Below are 24,622 nucleotides of genomic sequence, written 5' to 3' on the forward strand. Positions count from 1 at the left end.
GGAAACTCCATTTTGTATGGAGGGTTCGTACCGGATGGACGACGGGGGCCGGAGCAGCATGCCCCGGCCCCCGTCCTGAGGCTTACGCCTCCTCGTTCACCCAGCTCATCAGCTTGCGCAGCTGCTTGCCGGTGGTCTCCAGCAGGTGCTCGGAGTCCTGCTTCTTGTACTCGTTGTACTTCTTCAGGCCGCCGTGGTACTCGTCCATCCAGTTCTGGGCGAAGGAGCCGTCCTGGATCTCGGCGAGGACCTGCTTCATCTCGGCCTTGGTGGCGTCGGTGATGATGCGCGGGCCGGTGACGTAGTCGCCCCACTCGGCGGTCTCGGAGATGGACCAGCGCATCTTCTCCAGGCCGCCCTCGTACATGAGGTCCACGATCAGCTTCAGCTCGTGCAGGCACTCGAAGTAGGCGATCTCCGGCTGGTAGCCGGCCTCGGTCAGGGTCTCGAAGCCCGCCTTGACCAGCGCGGCCGTACCACCGCAGAGGACGGCCTGCTCGCCGAACAGGTCGGTCTCGGTCTCCTCGGTGAAGGTCGTCTTGATGACGCCGGCGCGGGTGCCGCCGATGCCCTTGGCGTACGACAGGGCCAGCGAGAAGGCGTTGCCGGAGGCGTCCTGCTCGACGGCGGCGATGCACGGAACGCCGCGGCCCTCCTCGTACTGACGGCGGACCAGGTGGCCCGGGCCCTTCGGGGCGACCATGCAGACGTCCACGCCGGCCGGGGGCTTGATGAAGCCGAAGCGGATGTTGAAGCCGTGGCCGAAGAACAGCGCGTCGCCGTCCTTCAGGTTCGGGGCGATGGACTCCTCGTAGACCTGGGCCTGGATCGGGTCCGGGACCAGGATCATGATGACGTCGGCCTCGGCGGCGGCCTCGGACGGCGTCACCACGCGCAGGCCCTGCTCCTCGGCCTTGGCCTTGGACTTGGAGCCCTCGTGCAGACCGACACGCACGTCGACACCGGAGTCACGCAGCGACAGCGCGTGGGCGTGGCCCTGGCTGCCGTAGCCGATGACCGCGACCTTGCGGCCCTGGATGATGGACAGGTCGGCGTCAGCGTCGTAGAACAGCTCGGCCACTTTGGGTTCTCTCCTTGGTGTGCAGGTTGTGCGTCCCACCGTATGACGGTGGGTGGGAAGGAAGTTTCAGGGTCTCGGCATACGGGCGGACGACGACTCGCCGACCGCCCGTATTCGGCCGTACTTCAGCTTTACGCGGATCGGTCGAGCGCGCGCAGCGAGCGGTCCGTGATCGAGCGGGAGCCGCGGCCGATCGCGATCGTGCCGGACTGCACCAGCTCCTTGATGCCGAACGGCTCCAGCATCTTGAGCATGGCGGACAGCTTGTCACTCGATCCGGTGGCCTCGATGGTGACGGCCTCCGGGGAGACGTCGACGGTCTTGGCGCGGAACAGCTGGACGATCTCCACGATCTGGGAGCGGGTCTCGTTGTCGGCGCGGACCTTCACCAGGACGAGTTCGCGCTGCACGGCCTGACCGGGCTCCAGCTCGACGATCTTCAGCACGTTGACGAGCTTGTTGAGCTGCTTGGTGACCTGCTCCAGCGGCAGGTCCTCGACGTTCACCACGATGGTGATGCGGGAGATGTCGGGGTGCTCGGTGACGCCGACCGCGAGCGAGTCGATGTTGAAGCCGCGCCGCGAGAACAGGGCGGCGATCCGGGCGAGGATGCCCGGCGTGTTCTCCACCAGGACGGAGAGCGTGTGCTTGGACATGGTCTTTTTACGTCTCTCTCGCTCAGTCGTCTTCGTTGTCGCCGAAGTCGGGGCGGACGTCCCGGGCGGCCATGATCTCGTCGTTGGAGGTGCCGGCGGCGACCATCGGCCAGACCATCGCGTCCTCGTGGACGATGAAGTCGACGACGACCGGGCGGTCGTTGATGGAGTTCGCCTCTTCGATGACCTTGTCCAGGTCCTCCGGGCGCTCGCAGCGCAGACCCACGCAGCCCATCGCCTCGGACAGCTTCACGAAGTCCGGCACGCGCGTGCCCTTGGCCTCCGGGTTGATGTCGTCGGGGCCGCTGTGCAGCACGGTGTTGGAGTAGCGCTGGTTGTAGAACAGGGTCTGCCACTGGCGGACCATACCGAGGGCGCCGTTGTTGATGATGGCGACCTTGATCGGGATGTTGTTCAGCGCGCAGGTGGTCAGTTCCTGGTTGGTCATCTGGAAGCAGCCGTCGCCGTCGATGGCCCAGACGGTCCGGCCCGGCTGTCCGGCCTTGGCGCCCATGGCCGCCGGGACCGCGTAGCCCATGGTTCCGGCGCCGCCGGAGTTGAGCCAGGTGGCGGGCTTTTCGTACTGGATGAAGTGCGCGGACCACATCTGGTGCTGGCCGACGCCCGCCGCGAAGATCGTGCCCTCGGGGGCGAGCTGTCCGATGCGCTCGATGACCTGCTGCGGGGAGAGCGAGCCGTCCTCGGGCTGGTCGTAGCCGAGCGGGTAGGTCTCGCGCCAGCGGTTGAGGTCGCTCCACCAGGCGGTGTAGTCGCCCTTGTGGCCCTCGCTGTGCTCCTTCTGCACGGCCTGGACCAGGTCGGCGATGACCTCACGGGCGTCACCCACGATCGGCACGTCGGCGGCGCGGTTCTTGCCGATCTCGGCCGGGTCGATGTCGGCGTGGACGATCTTGGCGTACGGGGCGAAGCTGTCCAGCTTGCCGGTGACGCGGTCGTCGAAGCGGGCGCCGAGGGCGACGATCAGGTCCGCCTTCTGCAACGCGGTGACGGCGGTGACCGCACCGTGCATGCCCGGCATTCCCACGTGCAGCGGGTGGCTGTCGGGAAACGCGCCGAGCGCCATCAGGGTGGTGGTGACGGGCGCTCCGGTGAGTTCGGCGAGGACCTTCAGCTCGGCGGTGGCCTGGGCCTTGATGACACCGCCGCCGACGTAGAGGACGGGCCGCCGGGCGGAGGTGATCAGCTTGGCCGCCTCGCGGATCTGCTTGGCGTGCGGCTTGGTCACCGGGCGGTAGCCGGGCAGGTCCATGGTGGGCGGCCAGGAGAAGACCGTCTTCGCCTGGAGGGCGTCCTTGGAGATGTCGACCAGGACCGGGCCCGGGCGGCCGGTGGAGGCGATGTGGAACGCCTGCGCGATGACCCGCGGGATGTCCTCGGCCTTGGTGACGAGGAAGTTGTGCTTGGTGATCGGCATGGTGATGCCGACGATGTCCGCCTCCTGGAAGGCGTCCGTGCCGATCGCCTTCGAGGCGACCTGGCCGGTGATCGCGACCAGCGGCACCGAGTCCATGTGGGCGTCGGCGATCGGCGTGACCAGGTTGGTGGCGCCCGGACCCGAGGTGGCCATGCAGACGCCGACCTTGCCGGTGGCCTGCGCGTAGCCGGTGGCCGCGTGACCGGCGCCCTGCTCGTGGCGGACCAGCACGTGACGCACCCGGGTGGAGTCCATCAGGGGGTCGTACGCCGGCAGGATGGCGCCGCCGGGAATGCCGAATACCGTGTCAGCGCCGACCTCCTCGAGGGAGCGGATGAGGGACTTCGCACCCGTGACGTGCTCGACGGGGGCGGACTGCTGTCCTCCGGATCGGGGCCGCGGCTGCGGATGGGCCCCGGTGGCCTGCTCGGTCATCGGCATTCTCTTCTCGATGCTGAGGGTTTTTGCGAGGTTTGTACGGAGTTCAAGAGCTGCACGAAAAGCACTCGTGCAACAAAAAACCCCTCGTGCCGCAAGGCAAGCGAGGGGAGCGCGCCGGTGAGGTCGCTGGGGTTTCCGGATCGTCCTCCGGTGGGTCCCAGCTCAGCCGACGCGCTGTCCAAGTACGAGAATTCGGGTGCGCATGGCACTGACCCTCCCCCCGACGCGCACCACGTGTCAAGTAGGTGGGACGGGAGTCTCAGAATGTGAACGAAGGGCACTGCCGCCTCCGATGACAGCGGACACACCCCCTGTGTACACCCCTGAGCCCTTCCCCGCGAACGCCGGTTCGGCCGGTGCGTGCGGCACGGGATAGTGGCCGGATCCGAGCGCCCGGCGCAGCCGGTACTCGTCCAACGGCCCGGCGAACGCCATGCCCTGCCCGTGCGTGCAGCCCATCGCGCGCAGCGCGACCACCTGCTCCGGCAGATCGACGCCCTCGGCCACGGACTGCAGCCCGAGATCGCCGGCGATCCGCAGCAGCCCGCTGGTGATCTTGTGCAGCCGAGCGGACTCGACGACCCCCTCGACCAGGCTGCGGTCGAGTTTCAGGATGTCCACGGGGAGCCTTCTGAGGGCCGTGATGGCCGCGGAGCCGCTGCCGAAGCCGTCCAGCGCGATCCGCACCCCGAGCCGGCTGAGCACGGTGAGCCGCCGCTCCAGCTCGTCCAGGGAGATCCGCGGATCGGTGTCGGACAGCTCCAGGACCAGCGCGCCGGGCGGCAGCCCGTGCCGGGTCAGCAGCGCCTCCACCGAACCCAGCGGCATGGAGCGGTCCAGCAGCCGCCGGGCGCTCATGCGTACCGTCACCGGCACGACGACCCCGGTGGCCGCCCGCTCGGCGGCCTGCTCGACGGCCTCCCGCAGGATCCAGCGGTCCAGCTCGGCGGTCTTGTCGCCGTCCTCGGTCACCCGCAGGAACTCGGCCGGGGTGAACAGCACCCCCTGCGAGGAACGCCAGCGCGCCTGCGCCGAGACCGCCGTGATCCGGCCGCCCTCCAGGCACACCACCGGCTGGTGCAGCAGCGCGAACTCGCCGTCGTGCAGTGCGGCGCGCAGCCGGGTGGCCAGCTCCGCCTTGCGTACGACGTCCTGCTGCATCTGCGGCTTGTACAGCTCGACCCGGCCCTTGCCGGCCGCTTTCGCGCGGTACATCGCGAGGTCGGCGTTGCGCAGCAACTCGCCCGCGCCGAGGCCCGGTTCGGCGAAGGCGACGCCGATGGAGGCGTTGACCCGCACGTCCCTGCCGTCGATGGCGTACGGCTGGGAGAGGGTCGCCCTGAGGCGGTCGGCGAGCTCCAGGATGTTCCGCTCCCGGGCGGCACGGTCACGGGTGCCGTCCCCGACGATCAGGGCCGCGAACTCGTCGCCGCCCAGCCGGGAGGCGGTGTCCCCCTGCCGGACCGCGTCCTGGAGTCTGCGGGCGGCCTGGACCAGCAGTTCGTCCCCGGCCTGGTGCCCGATCGTGTCGTTGACGGCCTTGAAGCCGTCCAGGTCGATGAAGAGCACCGCCGTGTTGCGCAGGGCGGGGCCCCGGTCGGTGGCCCGGCGGCCGGAGAGGGCCTGCTGCACGCGCCGGGTGAACAGGGCGCGGTTGGGCAGGTCGGTCAGCGGGTCGTGCTCGGCGTTGTGCTGCAGCTGGGCCTGCAGGCGCACTCTTTCGGTCACGTCCCGGCTGTTGAAGATCAGGCCGCCGTGGTGGCGGTTGACGGTCGACTCGACGTTGAGCCAGCCGCCGTCGCCGGACCGGAAGCGGCACTCGATACGGGTGGTGGGTTCCTCCAGCGGGCTGGCGGCGAGGAAGCGGCGCACCTCGTGCACCACACAGCCCAGGTCCTCCGGGTGGATGAGGCTGGCCAGCTCGCTGCCCACCAGGTCCTCGGCGGGCCGGCCGTAGACCCCGGCGGCGGCCGGGGAGACGTACCGCAGGATGCCGTTGGGCGCGGCGATCATGATCACGTCGCTGGAGCCCTGCACCAGGGAGCGGAAGTGGTTCTCCTGCTGCGCCAGTTCCTGGGTGAGGGTGATGTTGTCCAGCAGCATGATGCCCTGCCGGATCACGAGCGCGAGCACGACCATGCCCGCCGTGATCAGCACGACGTGGTCGGGCCGACGGCCGTCGAGGACGTTGTACAGGATGCCCAGGGTGCACACGGCGGCGGCGAGGTACGGGGTGAGGGCGGCGAGGGAGCCGGTGAGCGGCCGGCCGGCCGGATACCGGCTGTGATCGCCTCCCGGGGCGGGCACGGACACGTGCGGGTGGGCCGTGCCGCGCTGTCCGGGCAGGTGCTCGTGGACCACGCGCGTGTGGCCGTCCGGTACGTGCGCCTCCTGCGCTTTCTTGCGGCGGGGCGCCGCCCAGGGAGCGTAGGCGAGCAGCAGCGAACCGGCGAACCAGCCCGCGTCCAGCAGTTGCCCGGAGCGGTAACTGCTGTGCAGCAGCGGCGAGGTGAACAGCGCGTCGCACATCACGGTCAGCGCGAGCGCGCCGATCGCGGTGTTCACGGCGGTGCGGTTGCCCGGGGCGCGGCGGAAGTGCAGCGCGAGCACCATGCTGACGAGCACGATGTCGAGCAGCGGGTACGCCAGCGACAGCGCGGTGTGCGCCACGCTCGGTCCGTCGAACCGGGCGGCCTGGGCGAGCGCGAGGCTCCACGACAGCGTGAGCAGCGAGCCGCCGATCAGCCAGGCGTCCAGCGCCAGGCAGATCCAGCCGGCCTTGGTCACCGGCCGTTTGGCGAGCACCAGCAGGCCCACGATGGCGGGCGGCGCGAAGCACAGGAAGAACAGGTCGGCGTAGGAGGGGCTGGGCACGGGCCGCCCGAGGACGACCTCGTACCACCCCCAGACCGCGTTGCCGAGCGCCGCCATCGCCGAGGAGAGGGCGAACAGCAGCCAGGCGGAGCGGAAGCGGACGCGCGGGCTGCGGGCGTACAGGAAACAGGAGACGGCGGCGGCACCCGCCGCGGCGCTCAGTCCGAAGTCGCCCATGATCAGCGCGATTTCGTCCGTACCCCAGCCGAACGCGGCCCCGACGGCGTAGGCCGCGCAGACCAGGGCGAGGACGAGCTGTTCCTTGGCGCGGGTGCCCTCACCGGCGGCCGGCCGGCGCAGCGGCGGCGCCTGCTGCGGATGCGGTGCGCGCACCGCTCCGTCGAGGGCGGTGGTCACGGAGGGCGGCGCGCTCACCGAGGCCTCCCGGTCTGTGCCGCTCCCGGGTCCCGACGGTCCCGGTGTGCTGGGTGCGCATGCCTCCTGCGGGCGCTGTGCCTGCGCTGGTGGTGGCTGTGGTGGCTGGTGTGGTGACCCCGTCTGCCCGTGGCCGTGCGCCAGGGTCGCCGTCGGCGGCTCCGCCGCGTCGGATCGTTCGTCCATAGGCCGTGCATCGCCCGTCGCCCCCCTCGAAATTCTGAAATATCCATCCCCGGCGCCGAACGTCGACGGCGCAGCCCCTGTCGGGACGATACACCAGGATCGTCACTCAGGGACATAGCTTCTCTACGCTCCGTGACGACCAGCGGGGATGCGGGTACGGGCCGCGTCCGAGGGGTTGCGGAGGGTGCCTAAAGCCGCCTACGCCCCCGTGGTGAGAACCACGTTCCGCAGGGGCTCGTGGTTCACGAACCGGGTCAGCTGGTCCACGAGCAGCCGCTTCGCACGGGGCAGGAAGGCCGAGCTGGGCCCGCCCACGTGCGGGCTGATGAGCACGCCCGGGGCCTGCCAGAGCGGGTGTCCGGGCGGCAGCGGCTCGGGATCGGTGACGTCCAGGGCCGCGGTGATCCGGCCGGTCCGAAGCTCCGCGAGCAGCGCCTTGGTGTCCACGACGGGACCGCGCGCCACGTTCACGAGCAGCGCCCCGTCCTTCATCCGCGCCAGGAACTCGGCATCCACAAGCCCCCTCGTCTCCTCCGTCAAGGGCGTGGAGAGGATCACGACATCGGCTTGTGGAAGCAGAGAGGGCAATTCGGTGAGCGGATGCACCAGACCGCGCGCCGTGGTGCGCTCAGAGCGCGCGACGCGCGCCACCCGCGCGAGTTCAAAGGGCGCGAGCCGGTCTTCGATGGCGGCGCCGATGGAGCCGTAGCCGACGATGAGGACGGACCTGTCGGCGAGGGCGGGGCGGAACTCGCTCTGCCAGCGCTCCTGTTGCTGGGCACGGACGAAACCGGGGATGCCGCGCAGCGAGGCGAGGGTCAGGGTGAGCGCGAGCTCGGCGGTGCTCGCCTCGTGCACCCCGCGCGCGTTGCACAGCCGTACGCCCGGCCGGATGGCCGGCAGCCGCGTGGTGACGTCGTCGACACCGGCGGTCAGCGTCTGGATGACCTGGACGCCGGTCAGCTGCTCCAGGGGGCGCACCCGGACCGGCAGAGGCTTCATGTACGGCACGACGTACAGGACGCAGTCCGCCGGATCGCCGGGAAAGGCCTGCTCACCATTCTCGCCCCCGTCCCAGAACAGGTACCGGGGCCCCTCGGGAAGTCCCTCGATCTCCTCCGGCGCCAGGGGAAGCCACACGTCTTCAGTCATGGCAGGGAGGCTATGTCAGGCACGCGCGCGTGCAGAGGTTAGGTTGGGGGCCGGGCAGAGGGAGGTTCACGAGCAGGTGGAGCGCAGGACGATCGGCGCGGGGGCGCTCGCGGTGGGGGCCGTCGGACTCGGGTGCATGCCGATGAGCTGGGCGTACAGCGGGTCGCGGCAGCGGGGTGACGAGTCGGTCAGGGCCGTGCACCGGGCGCTGGACGTGGGCTCGACTCTGCTGGACACGGCGGACATGTACGGCCCGTTCACCAATGAGCTGCTGCTCGGGCGGGTGCTCAAGGAGCGGCGCTCCGAGGCCTTCGTGTCCACGAAGGTGGGTCTGCTGGTGGGCGAGCAGCACATCGTGGCCAACGGCCGCCCGGGCTATGTGAAGCGGGCCTGCGACGCCTCGCTGCGGCGCCTGCAGACGGATGTGATCGACCTCTACCAGCTGCACCGCGCCGACCCCGAGGTCCCGGTCGAGGAGACGTGGGGCGCGATGGCGGATCTCGTCCGGGCGGGCAAGGTGCGGGCGCTGGGTCTGTGTGCGGTGGGGGCGCGCGGTGGCCGCCGCTCGGGGGCCGGGCTGCACGACACGACCCTGCGCCAGCTGCAGCGGGTGCAGCAGGTGTTCCCGGTGGCCGCGGTGGAGGCGGAGCTGTCGGTGTGGTCGCCGGAGGCCCTGCAGGCGCTGCTGCCGTGGTGCGAGGCGCGGGGCGTGGGTTTCCTCGCGGCGATGCCGCTGGGCAACGGCTTCCTGACCGGCACGCTGACACCGGGCGAGGGCTTCGAACCGGATGACCTGCGCGCCCGCCACCCCCGCTTCACGGCCGAGATGATGGCGGCCAACCAGCCGATCGTCGCGGGCCTGCGCCGCATCGCCCACCGCCACGGCGACGACATCACCCCGGCCCAGGTGGCCCTGGCCTGGGTCCTGACCCGCGGCCGCCATGTGATCGCCCTCCCGGGCACGAAGCAGGAGCGGTGGGCCGCGCAGAACGCGGCGGCGGCCGGCCTGCGCCTGACCGAGGAGGACTTGGCGGAGGTGTCGCGGCTGCCGGGGGCGCAGGGGTCCTGGGACTGAGCCGGTCCCGGATCGGTCGTGAAGGAGCGGGAGCCCGGGCGGGCCGGAGGTGACGTAGCGCTCGCCGGACCGTTCACGCCGATCCGGGTCCGATCAGGGTCCTTCTTCCGGGCTCTCTTGCGGCTTCGTCCCGGCCGGTGACGGCTGCGGCAGGCGTATGACCGCCTTCCCGGAGGACAGGTCTATGGGCCCCCGTCCGGGGTCGTTGTCGCCGACGTCCTCACGGGTCAGCTTCAGGCGGTTCTGTTCGTCCCGGGTGTGTTTGCGGCCCGGTGCGAACAGTTCCTCGAAGGCGTTGAACACGGCCCCTCCCCCGCTTTCTCCCCCTTGCGGCTTTTCTTCAGCGTAGGTCTCAGCCCGCCGTTCGGGCAGTGAGCGTCTCGGCCGGGAACAGCCCCAGCCGGTGTGCCACCGCCGCCGCCTCACCGCGGCCGGAGACGCCGAGCTTGCTCAGGATGTTGGAGACGTGGACGCTCGCGGTCTTCGGGGAGATGAACAGTTCCTCGGCGATCTGGCGGTTGGTGCGGCCGGCCGAGACCAGCCGCAGGACGTCCCGCTCCCGGCTGGTCAGGCCGAGCGCCGCGGCCGGGTCGGCGGCGGCGAGGGCCTGCCGGGGTGCCCGGGTGAGGGTGAGGCGGGCGCGCTGGGCGAGCCGGGCGACGGCGTCGGCGAGGGACCGGGCGTCGAGGTGGGCGGCGACCGCCGCGGCCAGCCTGAGCAGTTCGGCGGCGCGGTCGCGTTCCTCGTCGCCGCCGTCGGCGAGGAGTGCTCCGGCGAGGCGGTGGCGGACCCGGGCGAGTTCGTAGGGGCGGTCCAGGCACTCGAAGGCGGTGACGACCTGCGACCAGTCGTCGGCGGTGTCGGTGCCCTTCGCGCGGCGCAGTTCGGCGCGGGTCCACTGCTCGTAGGCCCGCCAGAGCGGGACGCCGGTGGTGAGGGTCCGTACGGCTTCGCCGAGGCGGTCGAGGATCCCGGCGCGGCCGGGTTCGGCGGCGGGCAGGGAGCGGGCCTCGGCCTCCGCGGTGGCGGCGGCCCGCAGCAGCGGCCAGCCGTAGCGCTGGGTGCCGGGTGGGAATCCGGCGTCCAGGGCCTGGAGCAGTTCGGCGCGGGCGTCGGCGATGCGGCCCTCCTCGGCGGCGACACCGAGGGCGACCCGGGCCAGGGGCAGGGAGAGCTGGGGCATGGGGTCGTGGGTGCCGTAGTGGGCGCGGGCGGCGGCGAGTCGGCGGCTCGCCTCGGCGAGGTCGCCCCGGGCCAGGGCGAGATGGGCCAGGCGCAGGGCGCCCTGGCCGCGCGGCTTGGCACTGTGGCCGACCCGGGTGGCGTGGCCGGCGGTCTCGGCGGCCTCCGCCCAGTCGCCGAGCGAGTAGAGCGCCTCGGACAGGTTGCCCCGTATCCATGACTCGGCGTCCATCTGCCCGTGGGCGCGGGCGAAGGCGATGCCCTCGCGCAGGAGGGGGACGGCCTCCCGGTCACGGCCTATGCTCTGCAGCTCGGACGGCAGATTCACATAGGCGCGGCCCGCGACATAATGCACACCCTCGGCGAGGGTGTCCCGCAGCACCTGCCGCATCTCCGCCAGGCCGGTCTCGGTGTCGCCCGCGTCCACCTTGAGGCCGCCGAGGGTGAGGCGGGCGTGCAGTTCGATGTCGCGGGCGCCGACCATGTGCGCGTATTCCACGGCCCGCTCGGCGGCGGCGAAGGCCTCGCGTCCGGGACGGTGCAGCATGGACCAGCCGGCGGCCAGGGCCAGCACCTCGGCGTGCACCTCGGACGGCGGCAGGCCACGCACCAGGTCCTGGGCGGTGGCCAGTTCCTGCCAGCCGTCACCGCGGGCCAGGGCCTGGACGAGCCGGGAGCGCTGCACCCAGAACCAGGCGGCGCGCAGGGGGTCCGGGTCGTCCTCGAGGAGGCGCAGGGCCCGCTTGGTGATCTTCAGCGCGCGTTCGCGTTCCCCGCCGAAGCGGCCCGCCACCGCGGCCTCGGCCATCAGGTCGAGATAGCGCAGCGGGGTGGCCGGGTCGCAGCCGCACGGAGGGTAGACCTCGGTGTAGTCGACCGGGCGCAGGGCGGAGCGCACCTCCTCCGGGACGTTGTCCCACAGCTCCATCGCCCGCTCCAGGAGCCCGAGTTGCTCGGTGTAGGCGTGCCGGCGGCGGGCCACGACGGAGGCGTCCAGGACGGCGGGCAGGGCCTTGGCGGGGTCGTGGGCGTGGTACCAGTAACTGGCCAGGCGCATCACGCGCGCGTCGGCGGGGACGAGCGTGGGGTCGGCCTCCAGGGCTTCGGCGTAGCGGCGGTTGAGCCGGGAGCGTTCGCCGGGCAGCAGATCGTCGGCGACGGCCTCGCGGACCAGGGAGTGCCGGAAGCGGTAGCCGTCGCCGGCCGGGGTGACGGTGAGGATGTTGGCGCCGACGGCGGCTCGCAGCGCCTCGATGAGGTCGTCCTCGCCGAGCTGGGCGACGGCGGCGATCAGCCGGTACTCCACGGTGGAGCCGCCCTCGGCGACGACCCGGGCGACCCGCTGGGCGCTCTCGGGCAGCGCCTCGACCCGGACCAGGAGCAGGTCGCGCAGGGAGTCGGTGAGTCCGGCGCAGCAGCCGTCGCAGGCGGCGACGGCGAGTTCCTCCACGAAGAAGGCGTTGCCGTCGGAGCGTTCGAAGATCTCGTCGACCTGGGCGGGGTCCGGTTCGGCGGCGCGGATGCCGGCGATCTGACGGCCGACCTCGGCGCGGGTGAAACGGGCGAGTTCGATACGGCGGACGGTGCGCAGCCGGTCGAGTTCGGCGAGCAGGGGGCGCAGCGGGTGGCGGCGGTGGATGTCGTCGGAGCGGTAGCTGGCGAGGACGAGGAGGCGGCCGGCGCGCAGGGTGCGGAAGAGGAAGGCGAGCAGGTGGCGGGTGGAGGCGTCGGCCCAGTGCAGGTCCTCCAGGACGAGCACGACCGGGTGCTCGGCGGCGACCCGTTCCAGCAGCCGGGCGGTGAGTTCGAAGAGGCGGGCCATGCCCTGCTCGTCGTGGCGGCCGGCGCCGGCCTCGCCCAGGTCGGGCAGGAGGCGGGCCAGTTCCTCCTCCTGGCCCCGCGCGGCGGCGGCGAACTCCTCGGGCAGGGCGTCGCGCAGGGCGCGCAGCGCGGTGGAGAACGGGGCGAACGGCAGCCCGTCGGCGCCGATCTCCACACAGCCGCCGACGGCGACGACCGCGTGCCGGCCGGCGGCCGTGGCGAACTCCTCGACGAGGCGGGTCTTGCCGACCCCGGCCTCGCCGCCGAGCAGCAGCGCCTGGGGCTCGCCGGCGCGGGCGCGGGCGAGCGCGACGTTCAAGGTGTCCAACTCATCGGTGCGGCCGACGAACACGGGACTGACGGACCTGGTCTCCACGGGCCCGAGCATCGCACGAGCCTCGGACAGCAGGGCACCGGTTTTCCACGGGTCCGGTGCGATCGTCGTACCGGCGACCGGGAGGGTCGTACCAACGGACGGAAGGGTCGTACGACTGGGGTGGGCAGTCGTACGACCCTGGTCCGGCAGGTCCGGTGGGCGGCCGACCCCCGTACGGCCACCCTCCGTCCCGGCCCCGTCCGCGTGTGCGGTGGTCACGCGGTGCGCGGGATCCGGTGCCGGCGGGGGCGGTCGGTATGGGACTCGGCCACCGCGCCGTCGTGGCCGGCCGAGGCGGTGCGGCGGGCGGCGCGGTGGGCCCGGGCGACCTCGCGGGCCAGGCGCTCGTCCTCGGCCTCGCGGATCAGCTGGGCGGAGCGCATCTTGTGGTACTCGATCTCGATCATGACGTGTCCTTCGAGGAGAGCCGGTGTCGTGCGTCGCTTTCTGCGATGCCTCCACCTTCGTCTCCCAGGGGGGTGCGCCACATCGGGAGAGTTCCGCATCTTCGGGCGGCGTACGGGCCGCACGCGCGCGTAAGGGGCCTTAGGGAGTCCATAAGGTGCTCATGGATTCCCTAGGGCCCCTGGGGCCTGCGGGTTCTCAGCCGGCCGAGGGCAGGGCGAGCAGGGCGTCGGAGTACTTCAGAACGGCCAGCAGCAGGCCGATGACGCCGAGCGAGACACCCGCCCAGGCGACCGACTTGATCCAGGGCGCCTGCGGGCGGCCGGGGGCGCCGAACGCGGGCCGGGCGAGCACGACCACGCCGGTGAGCAGCGCGGCCAGCGCGAACAGACCGGCCCACAGGGCGGTGCTGTGCCAGGCGTTGCCGTAGACCGCCTTGATCTGGGTGGCGACGTTCGCGGTGGACGGGGTCCGCAGCTGGCCGATGAGCTGCTCACGGGCGCCGGCCAGGGTGCCGATCCAGCCGCCGCTGAGCGAGACGAAGCCCAGCGCGGCGGAGACGACGGCACCGGCGCCCAGGCCGACCCCGGACGGCACCTTCTGCTGTGCCGGTTCCTGTTCTCCGGCGGCTTCCTCCTCGACGGCGTCCGCCTGCCCCGAGCCCTCCTCGACAGCCTCCACCTGCGCGGCTTCCTCCTCGGTGGTGGCGGCCCCCACCGCCGTGTCGTCGCCCTGCGCCTCGGTGCCGGCCTTGGCGCCTTGCTGTGTCTTCGTAGCCATGCCAGGCACCGTACGGACCCTGTCTGAGAGGTCCCTTAATGATCGTCGCGCGGGGTACGCGCGCGTGCCGCACGCCATTCGGGGGCCAGCACCGACCAGATCTCGTCGCTGCTGCGCACGCCCCGGTGCGGGTAGTTCTCGCGGAGCAGCCCCTCGCGGGTCATGCCGAGCCGCCGGGCCACATTGATGCTGGGTTCGTTGGCCGAGGACGCGCGCCACTCCACCCGGTGCATGCCGCGTGCGTCGAAGGCCCAGTCGAGCAGCACCCGCATACCGCGGGTGACCAGCCCGCGCCCGGCCGCCGCGGGCTCCAGCCAGCAGCCGGCCTCGCACACCCCGCTCGGGTGTCCCACACGCGGAACAGCACCCCGCCTACGAGCCTGCCGTCCAGCCAGATGCCGTGCAGGCTGCCCGCGTCGACGGCGCGCTTGTCGGCGTACGACTTCAGCCAGCCATGGGCGCCGTCCAGGTCGGCCACCACGTCCGGCAGCGGAATGTGCCGGCCGATGAACTCCCGTCCCCGGTCGATGTTGGCGAGGAGCTCCTCGGCATGCCAGACCTCCAGGGGCCGAAGCTCCGCGCCGTCGTCACCCAGGGATATCGCGTACATCGCCCGGCTCTTCCTTCCTCAGTTCCGCCATCGAGACCCCGCCGAGCCTCTCATGCGCGGTGCGGCACTCGGGCGGCTCGATGCTGACCCGCGGCAGCCGGCGCTCCAGCCACGCGGGCAGCCACCAGTTGGCGGCGCCGAGCAGATGCATCAGCGCGGGCACGAGCAGGGTGCGCAGCACGAAGGCGTCCAGGGCGACGGCGGAGGCGAGCGCTATGCCGAACATGGCGATCACGCGGTCGCCGCTGAGCACGAAGGCGAGGAAGACCGAGATCATGATGACCGCGGCGGAGTTGATGACGCGGCTGGTCTCGGCGAGGCCCACGCGGACGGCGCGCCGGTTGTCACCGGTCTCCAGCCACTCCTCGTACATCCGGCTGACCAGGAAGACCTGGTAGTCCATGGAGAGCCCGAAGAGCACCGAGACCATGATCACGGGCAGGAACGGCTCGATGGGCCCGGCCCGGCCGAGGCCGAGCAGTTCGCTGCCCCAGCCCCACTGGAAGACGGCGACGACGATGCCGAACGCGGCGGCCACCGCGGCGATGTTCATCACGGCGGCCTTCAGCGGGATGCCGAGCGAACGGAACGCGACGAGCAGCAGGAGGCAGCCGAGCCCGATGACCGCCCCGACGAACAGCGGAAGTTTGCCGATGATCACACCCGCGAAGTCGTCGTAGCCCGCGGTGACCCCGCCGACCTTGATGTCGAGGGAGGTGCCGGTCTCCGCGCGCGGCAGCACCTTGGTGCGCAGCCGGTCGACGAGGTCACTGGTGCGCTGCGACTGCGGCGCGGAGTCGGGGACGACGGTGAGATATGCGGTGCCGCCGCCGGAGTCGTAGGCGGCCGGGGTGACGGAAGCGACGCCGGGGGTGGCGCGCAGGGTCGCGTCGAGGTTGTCCAGGGCGAGCTTGTCGGCACCGCCGTCTATGCGCGTCACCAGTGTCAGCGGCCCGTTGACGCCGGGACCGAAGCCCTCGGCGAGCAGGTCGTAGGCCTTGCGGGTGGTGGAGGTGCGGGGGTCGTTGCCCTGGTCGGAGGTGCCGAGGTGGAGGGAGAGCGTCGGCAGGGCGAGCAGTGCGACGACGCCGACGGCGAGCGTACCGAGCAGTTTGGGGCGGCGTTCGACGAGCGCCGACCAGCGGGCGGCGAGCCCGGTGGGCAGTTCGGGGCGCGGCCCGTGCTCGGCGAGCCGGCGCCGTTCGCGGCGGCTGAGGGCGCGGGGGCCGATGTAGGACAGCAGGGCGGGCAGCAGGGTGACCGAGGCCGCGACGGTGAGCGCCACCGTCAACGAGGCGGCCACGGCGACCCCGTTGAGGAAGCTCAGCCGCAGGGTCAGCATCCCCAGCAGGGCGATGCACACCGTCGCACCAGCGAAGACGACCGCGCGTCCGGTGGTGGCCACGGCGTTCACGGCGGCCTCGGTGACGCTCAGGCCGCGTTTCAGTCCGCGCCGGTGTCTGGTCACGATGAACAGCGCGTAGTCGATGCCGACGCCGAGACCGATCAGCATGCCGAGCATGGGCGCGAAGTCGGCGACCGTCATGGCGTGTCCGAGCAGCCCTATGCCGGCGTAGGCGGTGCCGACGCCGACCAGCGCGGTGGCGATCGGCAGCAGGGAGGCGGCGAGCGAGCCGAAGGCGAGGAACAGCACCACGGCGGCGACGAGCACGCCGACCACCTCGGCGGTGTGCTCGCGCGGGGACGCGGTGAGCCCGATCGCGCTGCCGCCCAGCTCCACCTGGAGCCCGTCGCCCTCGGCGGCCTTGGCGGTGCGCACCACGTCCCGCGCCTCGGCCTTGCCGATGTGTTCGGCGTCCTGGGTGAAGGTGACGGTGGCGTAGGCCGTGTGGCCGTCGGCGCTGATCCCGTGTGCGCCCTGACCGCCGTACGGGCCGGTCACCGAGGCAACGCCGGGCAGCGAGGCGATCCGGTCCAGGGTGCGGGTCATGGTCTGCTCGACGTCGCCGGCGCGGACGGTGCCGGCGGCGGTGTGCCACACGACGGTGTCGCTGTCCCCGCCCCGATCCGGGAAACCCTGCTTGAGCAGCTGCGACGCGCTGCCCGCCTCGGTGCCGGGGACCTCGTAGGCGTTCGAGTACGACGAACCGGCGACGGCGGCGGCCGCGGTCACCCCGCCGAAGGCGAGGAGCCACAGCAGCACGGCGATCAGCCGATGCCGGACACACCAACGGGCGAGGTCTGCCACGGACGTGCTCCCAGGGAACGATGTGTGGATCTTTGGCCGGGAACGATCGTCCAGTAACTGAACAGCCCGCAAAGAAGGTATGTGCAACCGCAGAACACTCTCGCAGGCGAATGTGATCGTTTGCCGCGTTCGTGGGCTTATTCACATGAGTGGGAGGGACATCACAGGACACTTCCGCGAACTCTGTCATCGCTGGTGGCACTTCGGGACATCCGGCGCAGAACGCCGTACGGCCCCGGAGGCATGCCTCCGGGGCCGTACGGCAGTGGGTCGGGCTCAGCCCTCGCTCACGCCCAGCTTTTCCAGGATCAGTTCCTTCACGCGGGCCGCGTCGGCCTGGCCCCGGGTCGCCTTCATGACCGCGCCGACCAGGGCGCCGGCCGCGGCCACCTTGCCGCCGCGGATCTTGTCCGCGATGCCCGGGTTGCCGGCGATGGCCTCCTCGACGGCGGCGGTCAGGGCGCCCTCGTCGGAGACGACCTTCAGACCGCGCCGGTCGACGACCTCGTCCGGGGTGCCCTCGCCCGCGAGGACGCCCTCGATGACCTGCCGGGCCAGCTTGTCGTTCAGGTCGCCCTTCGCGACGAGCTCGGTGACCCGGGCCACCTGCTGCGGTGTGATCGCCAGCTCGTCCAGCGCCTTGCCGGACTCGTTGGCGCTGCGCGCCAGTTCGCCCATCCACCACTTGCGGGCCGAGGCCGCGTCGGCACCGGCGTCGATCGTGGCGACGATCGGGTCCAGCGCGCCGGCGTTGAGGATCGCCTGCATGTCGGTGGACGAGATGCCCCACTCGGCGAGCAGCCGGGTGCGGCGGACCAGCGGCAGCTCGGGCAGGGCCGCGCGGATCTCCTCGACCCACTCGCGCGAGGGCGCGACGGGGACCAGGTCGGGCTCCGGGAAGTACCGGTAGTCCTCGGCCTCCTCCTTCACCCGGCCCGAGGTCGTGGACCCGGTGTCCTCGTGGAAGTGGCGGGTCTCCTGGACGATCTTGCCGCCGTCGTTCAGCACCGCGGCGTGGCGCATGACCTCGAAGCGGACCGCGCGCTCCACCGAACGCAGCGAGTTGACGTTCTTGGTCTCGCTCCGCGTGCCGAACGTCTCGCTGCCCTTCGGCATCAGCGACAGGTTCACGTCGCAGCGCATCTGGCCCATCTCCATGCGGGCCTCGGACACGTCGAGCGAGCGGATGACCTCGCGCAGCTCACGGACGTACGCCTTCGCGACCTCGGGGGCACGCTCGCCGGCACCGACGATCGGCTTGGTGACGATCTCGATGAGCGGAATGCCCGCGCGGTTGTAGTCCAGGAGCGAGTGCTGCGCGCCGTGGATACGGCCGGTCGCGCCACCCACGTGGGTGGACTTGCCGGTGTCCTCCTCCATGTGGGCGCGCTCGATCTCCACGCGGAAGGTTTCGCCGTCCTCCAGCTGCACGTCGAGGTAGCCGTTGAAGGCGATCGGCTCGTCGTACTGGGAGGTCTGGAAGTTCTTCGGCATGTCCGGATAGAAGTAGTTCTTCCGGGCGAAGCGGCACCACTCGGCGATCTCGCAGTTCAGCGCGAGACCGATCTTGATGGCGGACTCGACGCCGGTCGCGTTGACGACCGGGAGCGCGCCGGGCAGGCCGAGGCAGGTGGGGCAGGTCTGGGTGTTCGGGTCGGCGCCGAGCGCCGTCGAACAGCCGCAGAACATCTTGGTCTTGGTGCCGAGTTCCACATGGACCTCAAGGCCCATGACGGGGTCGTACGACGCCAGCGCGTCCTCGTACGACACCAGGTCGGTCGTGGTGGTCACGGTGAAAACTTCCCTCTCAGCCCAGCAGGACGTCGTCGTCGCCCAGCCGCCTCAGCTCGCGGTAGAGGATCGCGAGGCCGGTCACGATCGCCACGGCGGAGACCGTGGCGTCGATCAGCCGCAGCGTGTCCTGCTCGGCGCGGGCCTTCTTGATCTGCTTGGCGACACCGACCGCGCCGAACGCGGTGGTGGCCATGGACAGGTACGTACCGGACTTGGACTTCTTGAAGCCCTTGGCCTTGGACAGTGCGCTCACAGCGACGGAGCCTCCTCCAGCAGCGGGTGACCCCACTTTTCCACGAAGGCGGCCTCGACGGCGGCGCCCACCTTGTACAGCCGGTCGTCCTGCATCGCGGGGGCGATGATCTGCAGGCCCACCGGGAGGTTGTCCTCCGGGGCGAGACCGCAGGGCAGGGACATGGCCGCGTTGCCCGCCAGGTTGGTCGGGATGGTGCACAGGTCCGCGAGGTACATCGCCATCGGGTCGTCGGCGCGCTCGCCGATCGCGAAGGCGGTGGTCGGGGTCGTCGGCGAGACGATCACGTCGACCTGCTCGAAGGCCTTCTCGAAGTCGCGCGTGATGAGCGTGCGGACCTTCTGGGCGGAGCCGTAGTACGCGTCGTAGTAGCCGGAGCTCAGGGCGTACGTGCCGAGCATGATGCGACGCTTGACCTCGGGGCCGAAGCCGGCCTCGCGGGTGAGGGAGGTGACCTCCTCGGCCGAGTGGCCGCCGTCGTCGCCGGTCCGCAGGCCGTAGCGCAGGCCGTCGAAGCGGGCGAGGTTGGAGGAGCACTCGGACGGCGCGATCAGGTAGTACGCCGACAGGGCGAGGTCGAAGGACGGGCAGTCCAGCTCGACGATCTCGGCGCCCAGCTCCTTCAGCAGCGCGACGGACTCGTCGAAGCGCTGGATGACACCGGCCTGGTAGCCCTCGCCGCGGAACTGCTTGACCACGCCGACGCGCATGCCCCGCACGCTGCCGTTGCGGGCGGCCTCGACGACCGGCGGGACCGGGGCGTCGATGGAGGTGGAGTCCAGCGGGTCGTGTCCGGCGATGACCTCGTGCAGGAGGGCCGCGTCCAGGACCGTACGGGCGCAGGGGCCGCCCTGGTCGAGGGAGGACGAGAAGGCGACCATGCCGTAGCGGGAGACCGCGCCGTACGTCGGCTTCACTCCGACCGTGCCGGTGACGGCGGCCGGCTGGCGGATGGAGCCGCCGGTGTCGGTACCGATGGCGAGCGGCGCCTGGAAGGAGGCGAGGGCTGCGGAGGAACCGCCGCCGGAGCCGCCGGGGATCTTGGTGAGGTCCCAGGGGTTGCCGGTCGGGCCGTAGGCGCTGTTCTCCGTCGAGGACCCCATGGCGAACTCGTCCATGTTGGTCTTGCCGAGGATGACGACATCGGCGGCCTTCAGCCGCTTGGTGAGCGTCGCGTCGTACGGCGGGATCCAGCCCTCGAGGATCTTCGAGCCGACGGTCGTGGGCACGCCCTCGGTGGTGAAGATGTCCTTGAGCGCGAGCGGCACGCCGGCGAGGGGCCCGAGCTTCTCGCCCCGTGCCCGCTTCTCGTCCACGGCGCGGGCCTGGGCGAGGGCGCCCTCGCGGTCGACGTGCAGGAAGGCGTGCACCTTCTCGTCGACGGCCTCGATCCGGGCGAGGTGGGCCTCGGTGACCTCGACGGCCGTGAGCTCGCCGGAGGCGATCTTCTCGGCGATCTGCGCGGCCGTGAGCTTGATGATGTTGCTGTCCGTCATGGTGGTCACTCCTCCCCCAGGATCTGCGGCACCTTGAAACGCTGCTGTTCCTGGGCGGGGGCGCCGGAGAGCGCCTGCTCGGGGGTGAGCGAGGGACGGACCTCGTCCGGCCGCATGACGTTCGTCAGCGGCAGCGGGTGCGAGGTCGGCGGTACGTCTTGGTCGGCGACCTCGCTGACGCGGGCGACCGCGCCGATGATGTCGTCCAGCTGTCCCGCGAAGTGGTCGAGTTCTTCGGGCTTCAGCTCCAGACGCGCCAGCCGGGCGAGGTGGGCGACCTCCTCGCGCGTGATGCCAGGCATGCAGCGATCCTCTGGGGTGAGTGTGTGTGGTTTGAGCCCCAATCCTATGGGGCGGGGCCGGGTGGCCGTGAAACGGTTTCCCCGGCCCCGTTTCGTCAGCCCCGGCGCCCCTCCCAGACCTCGCTCTTGAGGAAGTGGTTGTCGTACCGGTCCTGCACCTCGAGGATGCTCTCCGGGGTGGCCTCGCCGAGGCGGATGCGCTGGAGGTGGCGGAAGTACTCGAAGCGCTCGATGCCGGGGGTGAAGACGATGAGGATGTCCGCGGTGGCCTCCGGGACGGCGGCGAAGGCGTGCGGCTTCTCCGGCGGGACGATGACGAGATCGCCGCGCTCGGCGGTGACGATGTCGTCGCCGGACAGGATCTCGGCGCACCCGTCGAGCAGGTAGAACATCTCCGCCCCGTTGTGGTGGAGGTGGGGCCGCGCACCGTCGGCGCCCTCCGCCAGAGTGACGCGCACGGTGGACAGCGCCCCTCCGGTCGCACTCCGGTCCGCCAGCAGCTGGACGCCGACGGGGCTGCCCCCGACCACCTCGGCCTCGGCGCCGCGCACGATCACGGAATCGTCGAACTCGGGCACGAACAGCGACATGATGCGTTCCCTTGTGTTGTGGTCGGACTGCCGCGTTGTGGTCGGACTGCCGCGTTGGTCAGACCGCGAAGAGCAGTCCGGCGCTGATCAGCACGACGATCGCGGTGGCGAAGTGGATGCCGAACGCGACCGCCTTCGCCCCGCCATGACGCAGGACTATCAGGGTGTCGACGAACGGGACGAGTGCCACGCAGACCATGAACCACGCCTCGGCTCGGGCACCGGCGGCGGCCAGCAGGACCAGGCCCAGCAGCCCGAAGGTGCCGTCCCTGAGCCCCTTGACCGACAGGTAGGCGCCGGCGTCGCCCCGGGGGTCGGCTGCGACGCCGTACCCCGCCGCGGCCGGACCCGGCTGGAACCAGAAGCGGTAGCCGAGGAACACGCAGAACAGGTCGAGCAGGACAGCCAGGGTGTACGCGGTGACGGTCATGACCCCTCCGGTTTTTCTAGCAGTGCTAGCGACAAGAGTGAAGCTAGCAGAGCATCGACACATTGGCTAGCACTGCTAGAGTTTCTGCCATGACGATCCAGACGCGCCGGGAGCGCGAACGAGCGGAGCGTGAGCGGCTGATCGTGACGGCCGCCCGGGAACTGGCCGAGGCCGAGGGCTGGGACGCGGTGACCACACGCCGGCTGGCCGCCGAGATCGAGTACAGCCAGCCGGTCCTCTACAGCCACTTCAAGGGCAAGAACGCGATCATGGCGGCGGTCGCGGTGCAGGGCTGCGCCGACCTGGCGGCGGAGCTACGGCAGGCGCGGACGGCGGCGCCGGGCACGCGGGAGGCGCTGATGACGGTGGCACAGACGTACACCTCCTTCGCCCGGCGCCGGCCCGCCCTCTACGACGCGATGTTCACCCACCTGGTGGACCTGCCGTTCGCCACGGAGGACGCACCGGCACCGCTCAAGGAGGCGTTCGGCGAACTGCTCGCGGTCGTGGCGCCGATCACTGCCGAGGGCGAGGACCCCGGCCTGCTGACGGAGACGTTCTGGGCGGCGCTGCACGGGTTGGCGACGCTGATGAGAAGCGGACGGTTGCCGCAGAGCGCGCACGAGGAGCGCTTGGCTTTGCTGATCGGCCACTTCACAGGGGGCTGAGCACCCCGGAGGGACGCAGGGCCGTGTCCCTGTGCGGCTCCGCCGCGTGGGCGCGCCCGGCCAGGGCTATTCGGCGGCCGGCAACGCGGCGCGAGGCCGCTGCCACCCACGGGACCCCCGGGCCCGCAGCCACGCCGTGGTCTCCTCGGGCGGCATCGCCGCGGCGACCAGCCACCCCTGTACGGCGTCACACCCGAGGTCCCGCAACCGCTCCCAGGTCTCGTCGTCCTCCACTCCCTCGGCGACGACCAGCAACCCCAGGGAATGCGCGAGATCCACGGTGCAGCGCACGATCTCCGCATCCTCCGTATCGACCGCGAGCCGCGCCACGAACGAACGGTCGATCTTCAGCTCGCTCACCGGCAGCCGCCGCAGATGCACCAGCGACGAATACCCGGTGCCGAAGTCGTCCAGCGACATCTTGACGCCGTGCCCGGTCAGGCCCGCGAGGGTGTCCGCGGCCCGCTGCGGGTCCTCCAGCAGCACATGCTCGGTGATCTCCAGCTGCAAGGCCACCGCGGGGACCCCGTGCCGGGCCAGCCGCGCGGCGACCGACCCCGCGAAACCGGGCGTGTGGACGTCGCGTGGCGAGACGTTGACGGCGACCGGGACCCGCAGCCCCTGCGCGCGCCACTTGGCGACCTGCGCCAGCGCGGTGTCCAGGACGTACTCCGTCAGATGCGGCATCAGCCCGGAGGACTCGGCGATCGCTATGAACTCGTCCGGAGGAACCTTCCCGCGCTCGGGATGCACCCAGCGCACCAGCGCCTCCAGGCCGGCGACCTGGCCGTCGAAACGGACCTTGGGCTGGTAGTGCAACTGCACCTCGTGCGCGTCCAGCGCCCGGCGCAGATCGCCCAGCAGACCGAGCCGGTCGGGGGTGTTGGAGTCCCGCTTGGACTCGTACACCTCCACTCCCGTACGGTCCCTTTTCGCCTGGTACATCGCCACGTCCGCCCGCCGCAGCAGCCCTTCGGCGTCCAGCGCGTGGTCGGGGAAGACGGCGACGCCGGCGCTGGCCTCCAGGACGAGGGTGAGCCCGTCGAGGTCCAGCGGGGAGCTGAGCGCGGTGACGAGGCCGCGGGCGATGCGGGTGGCCGACGTGGTGGAGTCGGCGACGGGCAGTAACACGGCGAACTCGTCACCGCCGAGCCGGGCGGCCTCCGCTCCGCGCGGCAGGGCGACCCGTAGCCGGTCGGCTATCTGGAGCAGCAGCCGGTCACCGGCGAGATGACCGAGGGTGTCGTTCACCGACCGGAACCGGTCGAGGTCGATCAGCATGAGGGCGGAACGGGCGCCGATGCGTTCGGCGTCGTCGAGGGCCGTCCAGATCCGCTCCAGGAGCCACTGCCGGTTGGGCAGGCCGGTCAGCGGGTCGCGCAACTGCTCCTCGGCACGCGCGCGGGCCATCCACAGGGTGGAGTCCAGGGCGATGAGGGGGATGGCGAACAGCGGGAGCAGGACCGGCTCGGCGTCGGCGACGACGCACACCAGCGGTGCGATGCCGAGCAGCGCGACGCCGACCAGGCCATGCCTCACCACGGCGGTACGGTCCACGGCGGGCGTCCCGCAGCCGCGCGGCGCGTGCAGGTACCACTGCAGGCCGCGGCTGACCGCGAGGTAGGCGACGGCGGCGAGGACGACCTCGGGCGCGGCGGTGATGCTCCAGCTGTCCGGCCGCCAGGGCGTCTCGACGCTCGGGATCCGGCCGAACGCGCCGAGCAGCAGCGCGCCGGCGGCGATGCCGAGGATGTCGACCGCCCCGTGCAGCACGCCCTGCCGCCAGCGGTGGCGCCGGGCGATGCCGACCAGGACGACGACGGTGAGGCTGACCATGCCGGCGGGCACCCAGCCGTACAGCAGCAGGACGGCGAGGGTGAGGGCGGCGCCGGAGCCGGTGCCGCCCCACCAGCGGGCGCGGCCCAGCATCACGAGGTGGCCGACGATGACGCCGGTGAGCAGGGCCAGCGACCAGCCGGCCGTGCCGCCCGGGAAGAGGGCGTGGTGACCGGTGAAGGCGCGGTAGAAACCGGCACCGAGGACGAACGCGGCACCGGCCACGACGGCCGCGGGCAGTGCGGGCCAGGACAGGTGCCGCTCGGGGTCGGCGTCGGCCAGGGCAGGGGCGGCCTCGATGGCCAGGGGTATCGGCGGGTGGGCGTCGGTGGCGGTGCCCGGTCCGGCCGCGCGGGCCCGACCGCCCGTACGCCCGTGGGCCCGCCCCGTCCACCGGATCCCCCGCCAGGTGACCGCGCGACGGCGCAGGCGCAGCCGTGAGTCCGGGGCGACACTCTCGGTCGGTTCCATTCCCGTCCCTCTCACAGCCGGCGGTGCCCACGCCACGCGGCCCGATGTCCGGCACCCATCAGCAGCTCCGCGTTGAAGAAACCTTCCCCGCACCCTCGGAGCGCACGGGAATGCCCCAACCGCA

The 24,622-nt window shown here is 71.5% G+C and carries 19 protein-coding genes and 1 pseudogene; 2 read left to right on the forward strand and 18 right to left on the reverse strand.

What is annotated here, in order from left to right:
- Positions 1–82: 82 nt before the first annotated feature.
- The 5 genes from ilvC to BFF78_RS13540 all read right to left on the reverse strand — a co-directional run bounded on the left by ilvC (position 83) and on the right by BFF78_RS13540 (position 8,200).
- Complete coding sequence (ilvC, locus tag BFF78_RS13520) at positions 83–1,081, reverse strand: ketol-acid reductoisomerase (protein ID WP_069778560.1); 999 nt, start codon at positions 1,079–1,081, stop codon at positions 83–85.
- Positions 1,082–1,212: 131 nt separating this feature from the next.
- Complete coding sequence (ilvN, locus tag BFF78_RS13525; RefSeq protein ID WP_067008411.1) at positions 1,213–1,737, reverse strand: acetolactate synthase small subunit; 525 nt, start codon at positions 1,735–1,737, stop codon at positions 1,213–1,215.
- A gap of 22 nt (positions 1,738–1,759) precedes the next feature.
- Positions 1,760–3,607, reverse strand: coding sequence for an acetolactate synthase large subunit (locus BFF78_RS13530; RefSeq protein WP_193433452.1), 1,848 nt, complete (start codon positions 3,605–3,607; stop codon positions 1,760–1,762).
- Between the two features lie 243 nt (positions 3,608–3,850).
- Positions 3,851–6,862, reverse strand: coding sequence for a putative bifunctional diguanylate cyclase/phosphodiesterase (locus BFF78_RS13535; RefSeq protein ID WP_069778562.1), 3,012 nt, complete (start codon positions 6,860–6,862; stop codon positions 3,851–3,853).
- 384 nt (positions 6,863–7,246) lie between these two features.
- Positions 7,247–8,200: a 2-hydroxyacid dehydrogenase gene (locus tag BFF78_RS13540; protein WP_193433453.1), complete on the reverse strand. Its 954-nt coding sequence runs from the start codon at positions 8,198–8,200 to the stop codon at positions 7,247–7,249.
- A 76-nt stretch (positions 8,201–8,276) separates the two neighbouring features.
- On the opposite strand from BFF78_RS13540, the gene BFF78_RS13545 reads away from it, so the two are divergent.
- Positions 8,277–9,275: an aldo/keto reductase gene (locus tag BFF78_RS13545; RefSeq protein ID WP_069778564.1), complete on the forward strand. Its 999-nt coding sequence runs from the start codon at positions 8,277–8,279 to the stop codon at positions 9,273–9,275.
- Between the two features lie 93 nt (positions 9,276–9,368).
- Here the strand turns inward: BFF78_RS13545 and BFF78_RS13550 are convergent, their stop codons facing one another.
- The 12 genes and pseudogenes from BFF78_RS13550 to BFF78_RS13605 form a co-directional block, all read right to left on the reverse strand.
- On the reverse strand, positions 9,369–9,578 hold the full coding sequence (locus BFF78_RS13550; protein WP_069778565.1) for a DUF6191 domain-containing protein: 210 nt from the start codon (positions 9,576–9,578) through the stop codon (positions 9,369–9,371).
- A gap of 49 nt (positions 9,579–9,627) precedes the next feature.
- Entirely contained in the window at positions 9,628–12,666 is a 3,039-nt protein-coding gene (locus BFF78_RS13555) for a helix-turn-helix transcriptional regulator (RefSeq protein ID WP_099054861.1), read from the reverse strand.
- Positions 12,667–12,869: 203 nt separating this feature from the next.
- Entirely contained in the window at positions 12,870–13,061 is a 192-nt protein-coding gene (locus BFF78_RS13560) for a hypothetical protein (RefSeq protein WP_069778566.1), read from the reverse strand.
- Positions 13,062–13,257: 196 nt separating this feature from the next.
- Positions 13,258–13,848 (reverse strand): hypothetical protein, encoded by a 591-nt coding sequence (locus tag BFF78_RS13565; RefSeq protein ID WP_418346656.1) that lies wholly within the window; start codon positions 13,846–13,848, stop codon positions 13,258–13,260.
- A gap of 26 nt (positions 13,849–13,874) precedes the next feature.
- Positions 13,875–14,449, reverse strand: a pseudogene (locus BFF78_RS13570) (GNAT family N-acetyltransferase).
- A complete protein-coding gene (locus BFF78_RS13575) occupies positions 14,427–16,658 on the reverse strand; it encodes an MMPL family transporter (protein WP_069778568.1) in 2,232 nt (743 codons plus the stop codon). Before BFF78_RS13575 ends, BFF78_RS13570 begins: the two are co-directional and overlap by 23 nt.
- A 276-nt stretch (positions 16,659–16,934) precedes the next feature.
- Positions 16,935–18,449, reverse strand: a complete 1,515-nt coding sequence (gene gatB / locus BFF78_RS13580; protein WP_069778569.1) for an Asp-tRNA(Asn)/Glu-tRNA(Gln) amidotransferase subunit GatB — start codon at positions 18,447–18,449, stop codon at positions 16,935–16,937.
- A gap of 16 nt (positions 18,450–18,465) precedes the next feature.
- Positions 18,466–18,705: a hypothetical protein gene (locus tag BFF78_RS13585; RefSeq protein WP_069778570.1), complete on the reverse strand. Its 240-nt coding sequence runs from the start codon at positions 18,703–18,705 to the stop codon at positions 18,466–18,468.
- On the reverse strand, positions 18,702–20,201 hold the full coding sequence (gene gatA / locus BFF78_RS13590; protein WP_069778571.1) for an Asp-tRNA(Asn)/Glu-tRNA(Gln) amidotransferase subunit GatA: 1,500 nt from the start codon (positions 20,199–20,201) through the stop codon (positions 18,702–18,704). The genes BFF78_RS13585 and gatA overlap by 4 nt, the downstream gene beginning before the upstream one ends.
- Before the next feature lie 5 nt (positions 20,202–20,206).
- Positions 20,207–20,503 carry an Asp-tRNA(Asn)/Glu-tRNA(Gln) amidotransferase subunit GatC gene (gene gatC, locus BFF78_RS13595; protein ID WP_004925108.1) on the reverse strand — a complete coding sequence of 99 codons (297 nt, stop codon included), beginning with the start codon at positions 20,501–20,503 and terminating at the stop codon, positions 20,207–20,209.
- A 95-nt stretch (positions 20,504–20,598) separates the two neighbouring features.
- Entirely contained in the window at positions 20,599–21,093 is a 495-nt protein-coding gene (locus BFF78_RS13600) for a cupin domain-containing protein (RefSeq protein WP_069778572.1), read from the reverse strand.
- 58 nt (positions 21,094–21,151) lie between these two features.
- On the reverse strand, positions 21,152–21,523 hold the full coding sequence (locus tag BFF78_RS13605) for a DUF4267 domain-containing protein (RefSeq protein WP_069778573.1): 372 nt from the start codon (positions 21,521–21,523) through the stop codon (positions 21,152–21,154).
- 89 nt (positions 21,524–21,612) lie between these two features.
- Between BFF78_RS13605 and BFF78_RS13610 the strand changes: the two genes are divergently transcribed.
- Entirely contained in the window at positions 21,613–22,191 is a 579-nt protein-coding gene (locus BFF78_RS13610; protein WP_069778574.1) for a TetR/AcrR family transcriptional regulator, read from the forward strand.
- 66 nt (positions 22,192–22,257) lie between these two features.
- Here BFF78_RS13610 and BFF78_RS13615 read toward each other — a convergent pair whose 3' ends face one another.
- The gene (locus tag BFF78_RS13615) at positions 22,258–24,498 is read right to left on the reverse strand and encodes a putative bifunctional diguanylate cyclase/phosphodiesterase (RefSeq protein ID WP_069778575.1); all 2,241 of its coding nucleotides are present in this window, start codon (positions 24,496–24,498) and stop codon (positions 22,258–22,260) included.
- Between the last annotated feature and the right edge of the window lie 124 nt (positions 24,499–24,622).

The sequence above is a fragment of the Streptomyces fodineus genome, from assembly GCF_001735805.1.
In the GTDB taxonomy this organism is placed as follows: domain Bacteria; phylum Actinomycetota; class Actinomycetes; order Streptomycetales; family Streptomycetaceae; genus Streptomyces; species Streptomyces fodineus.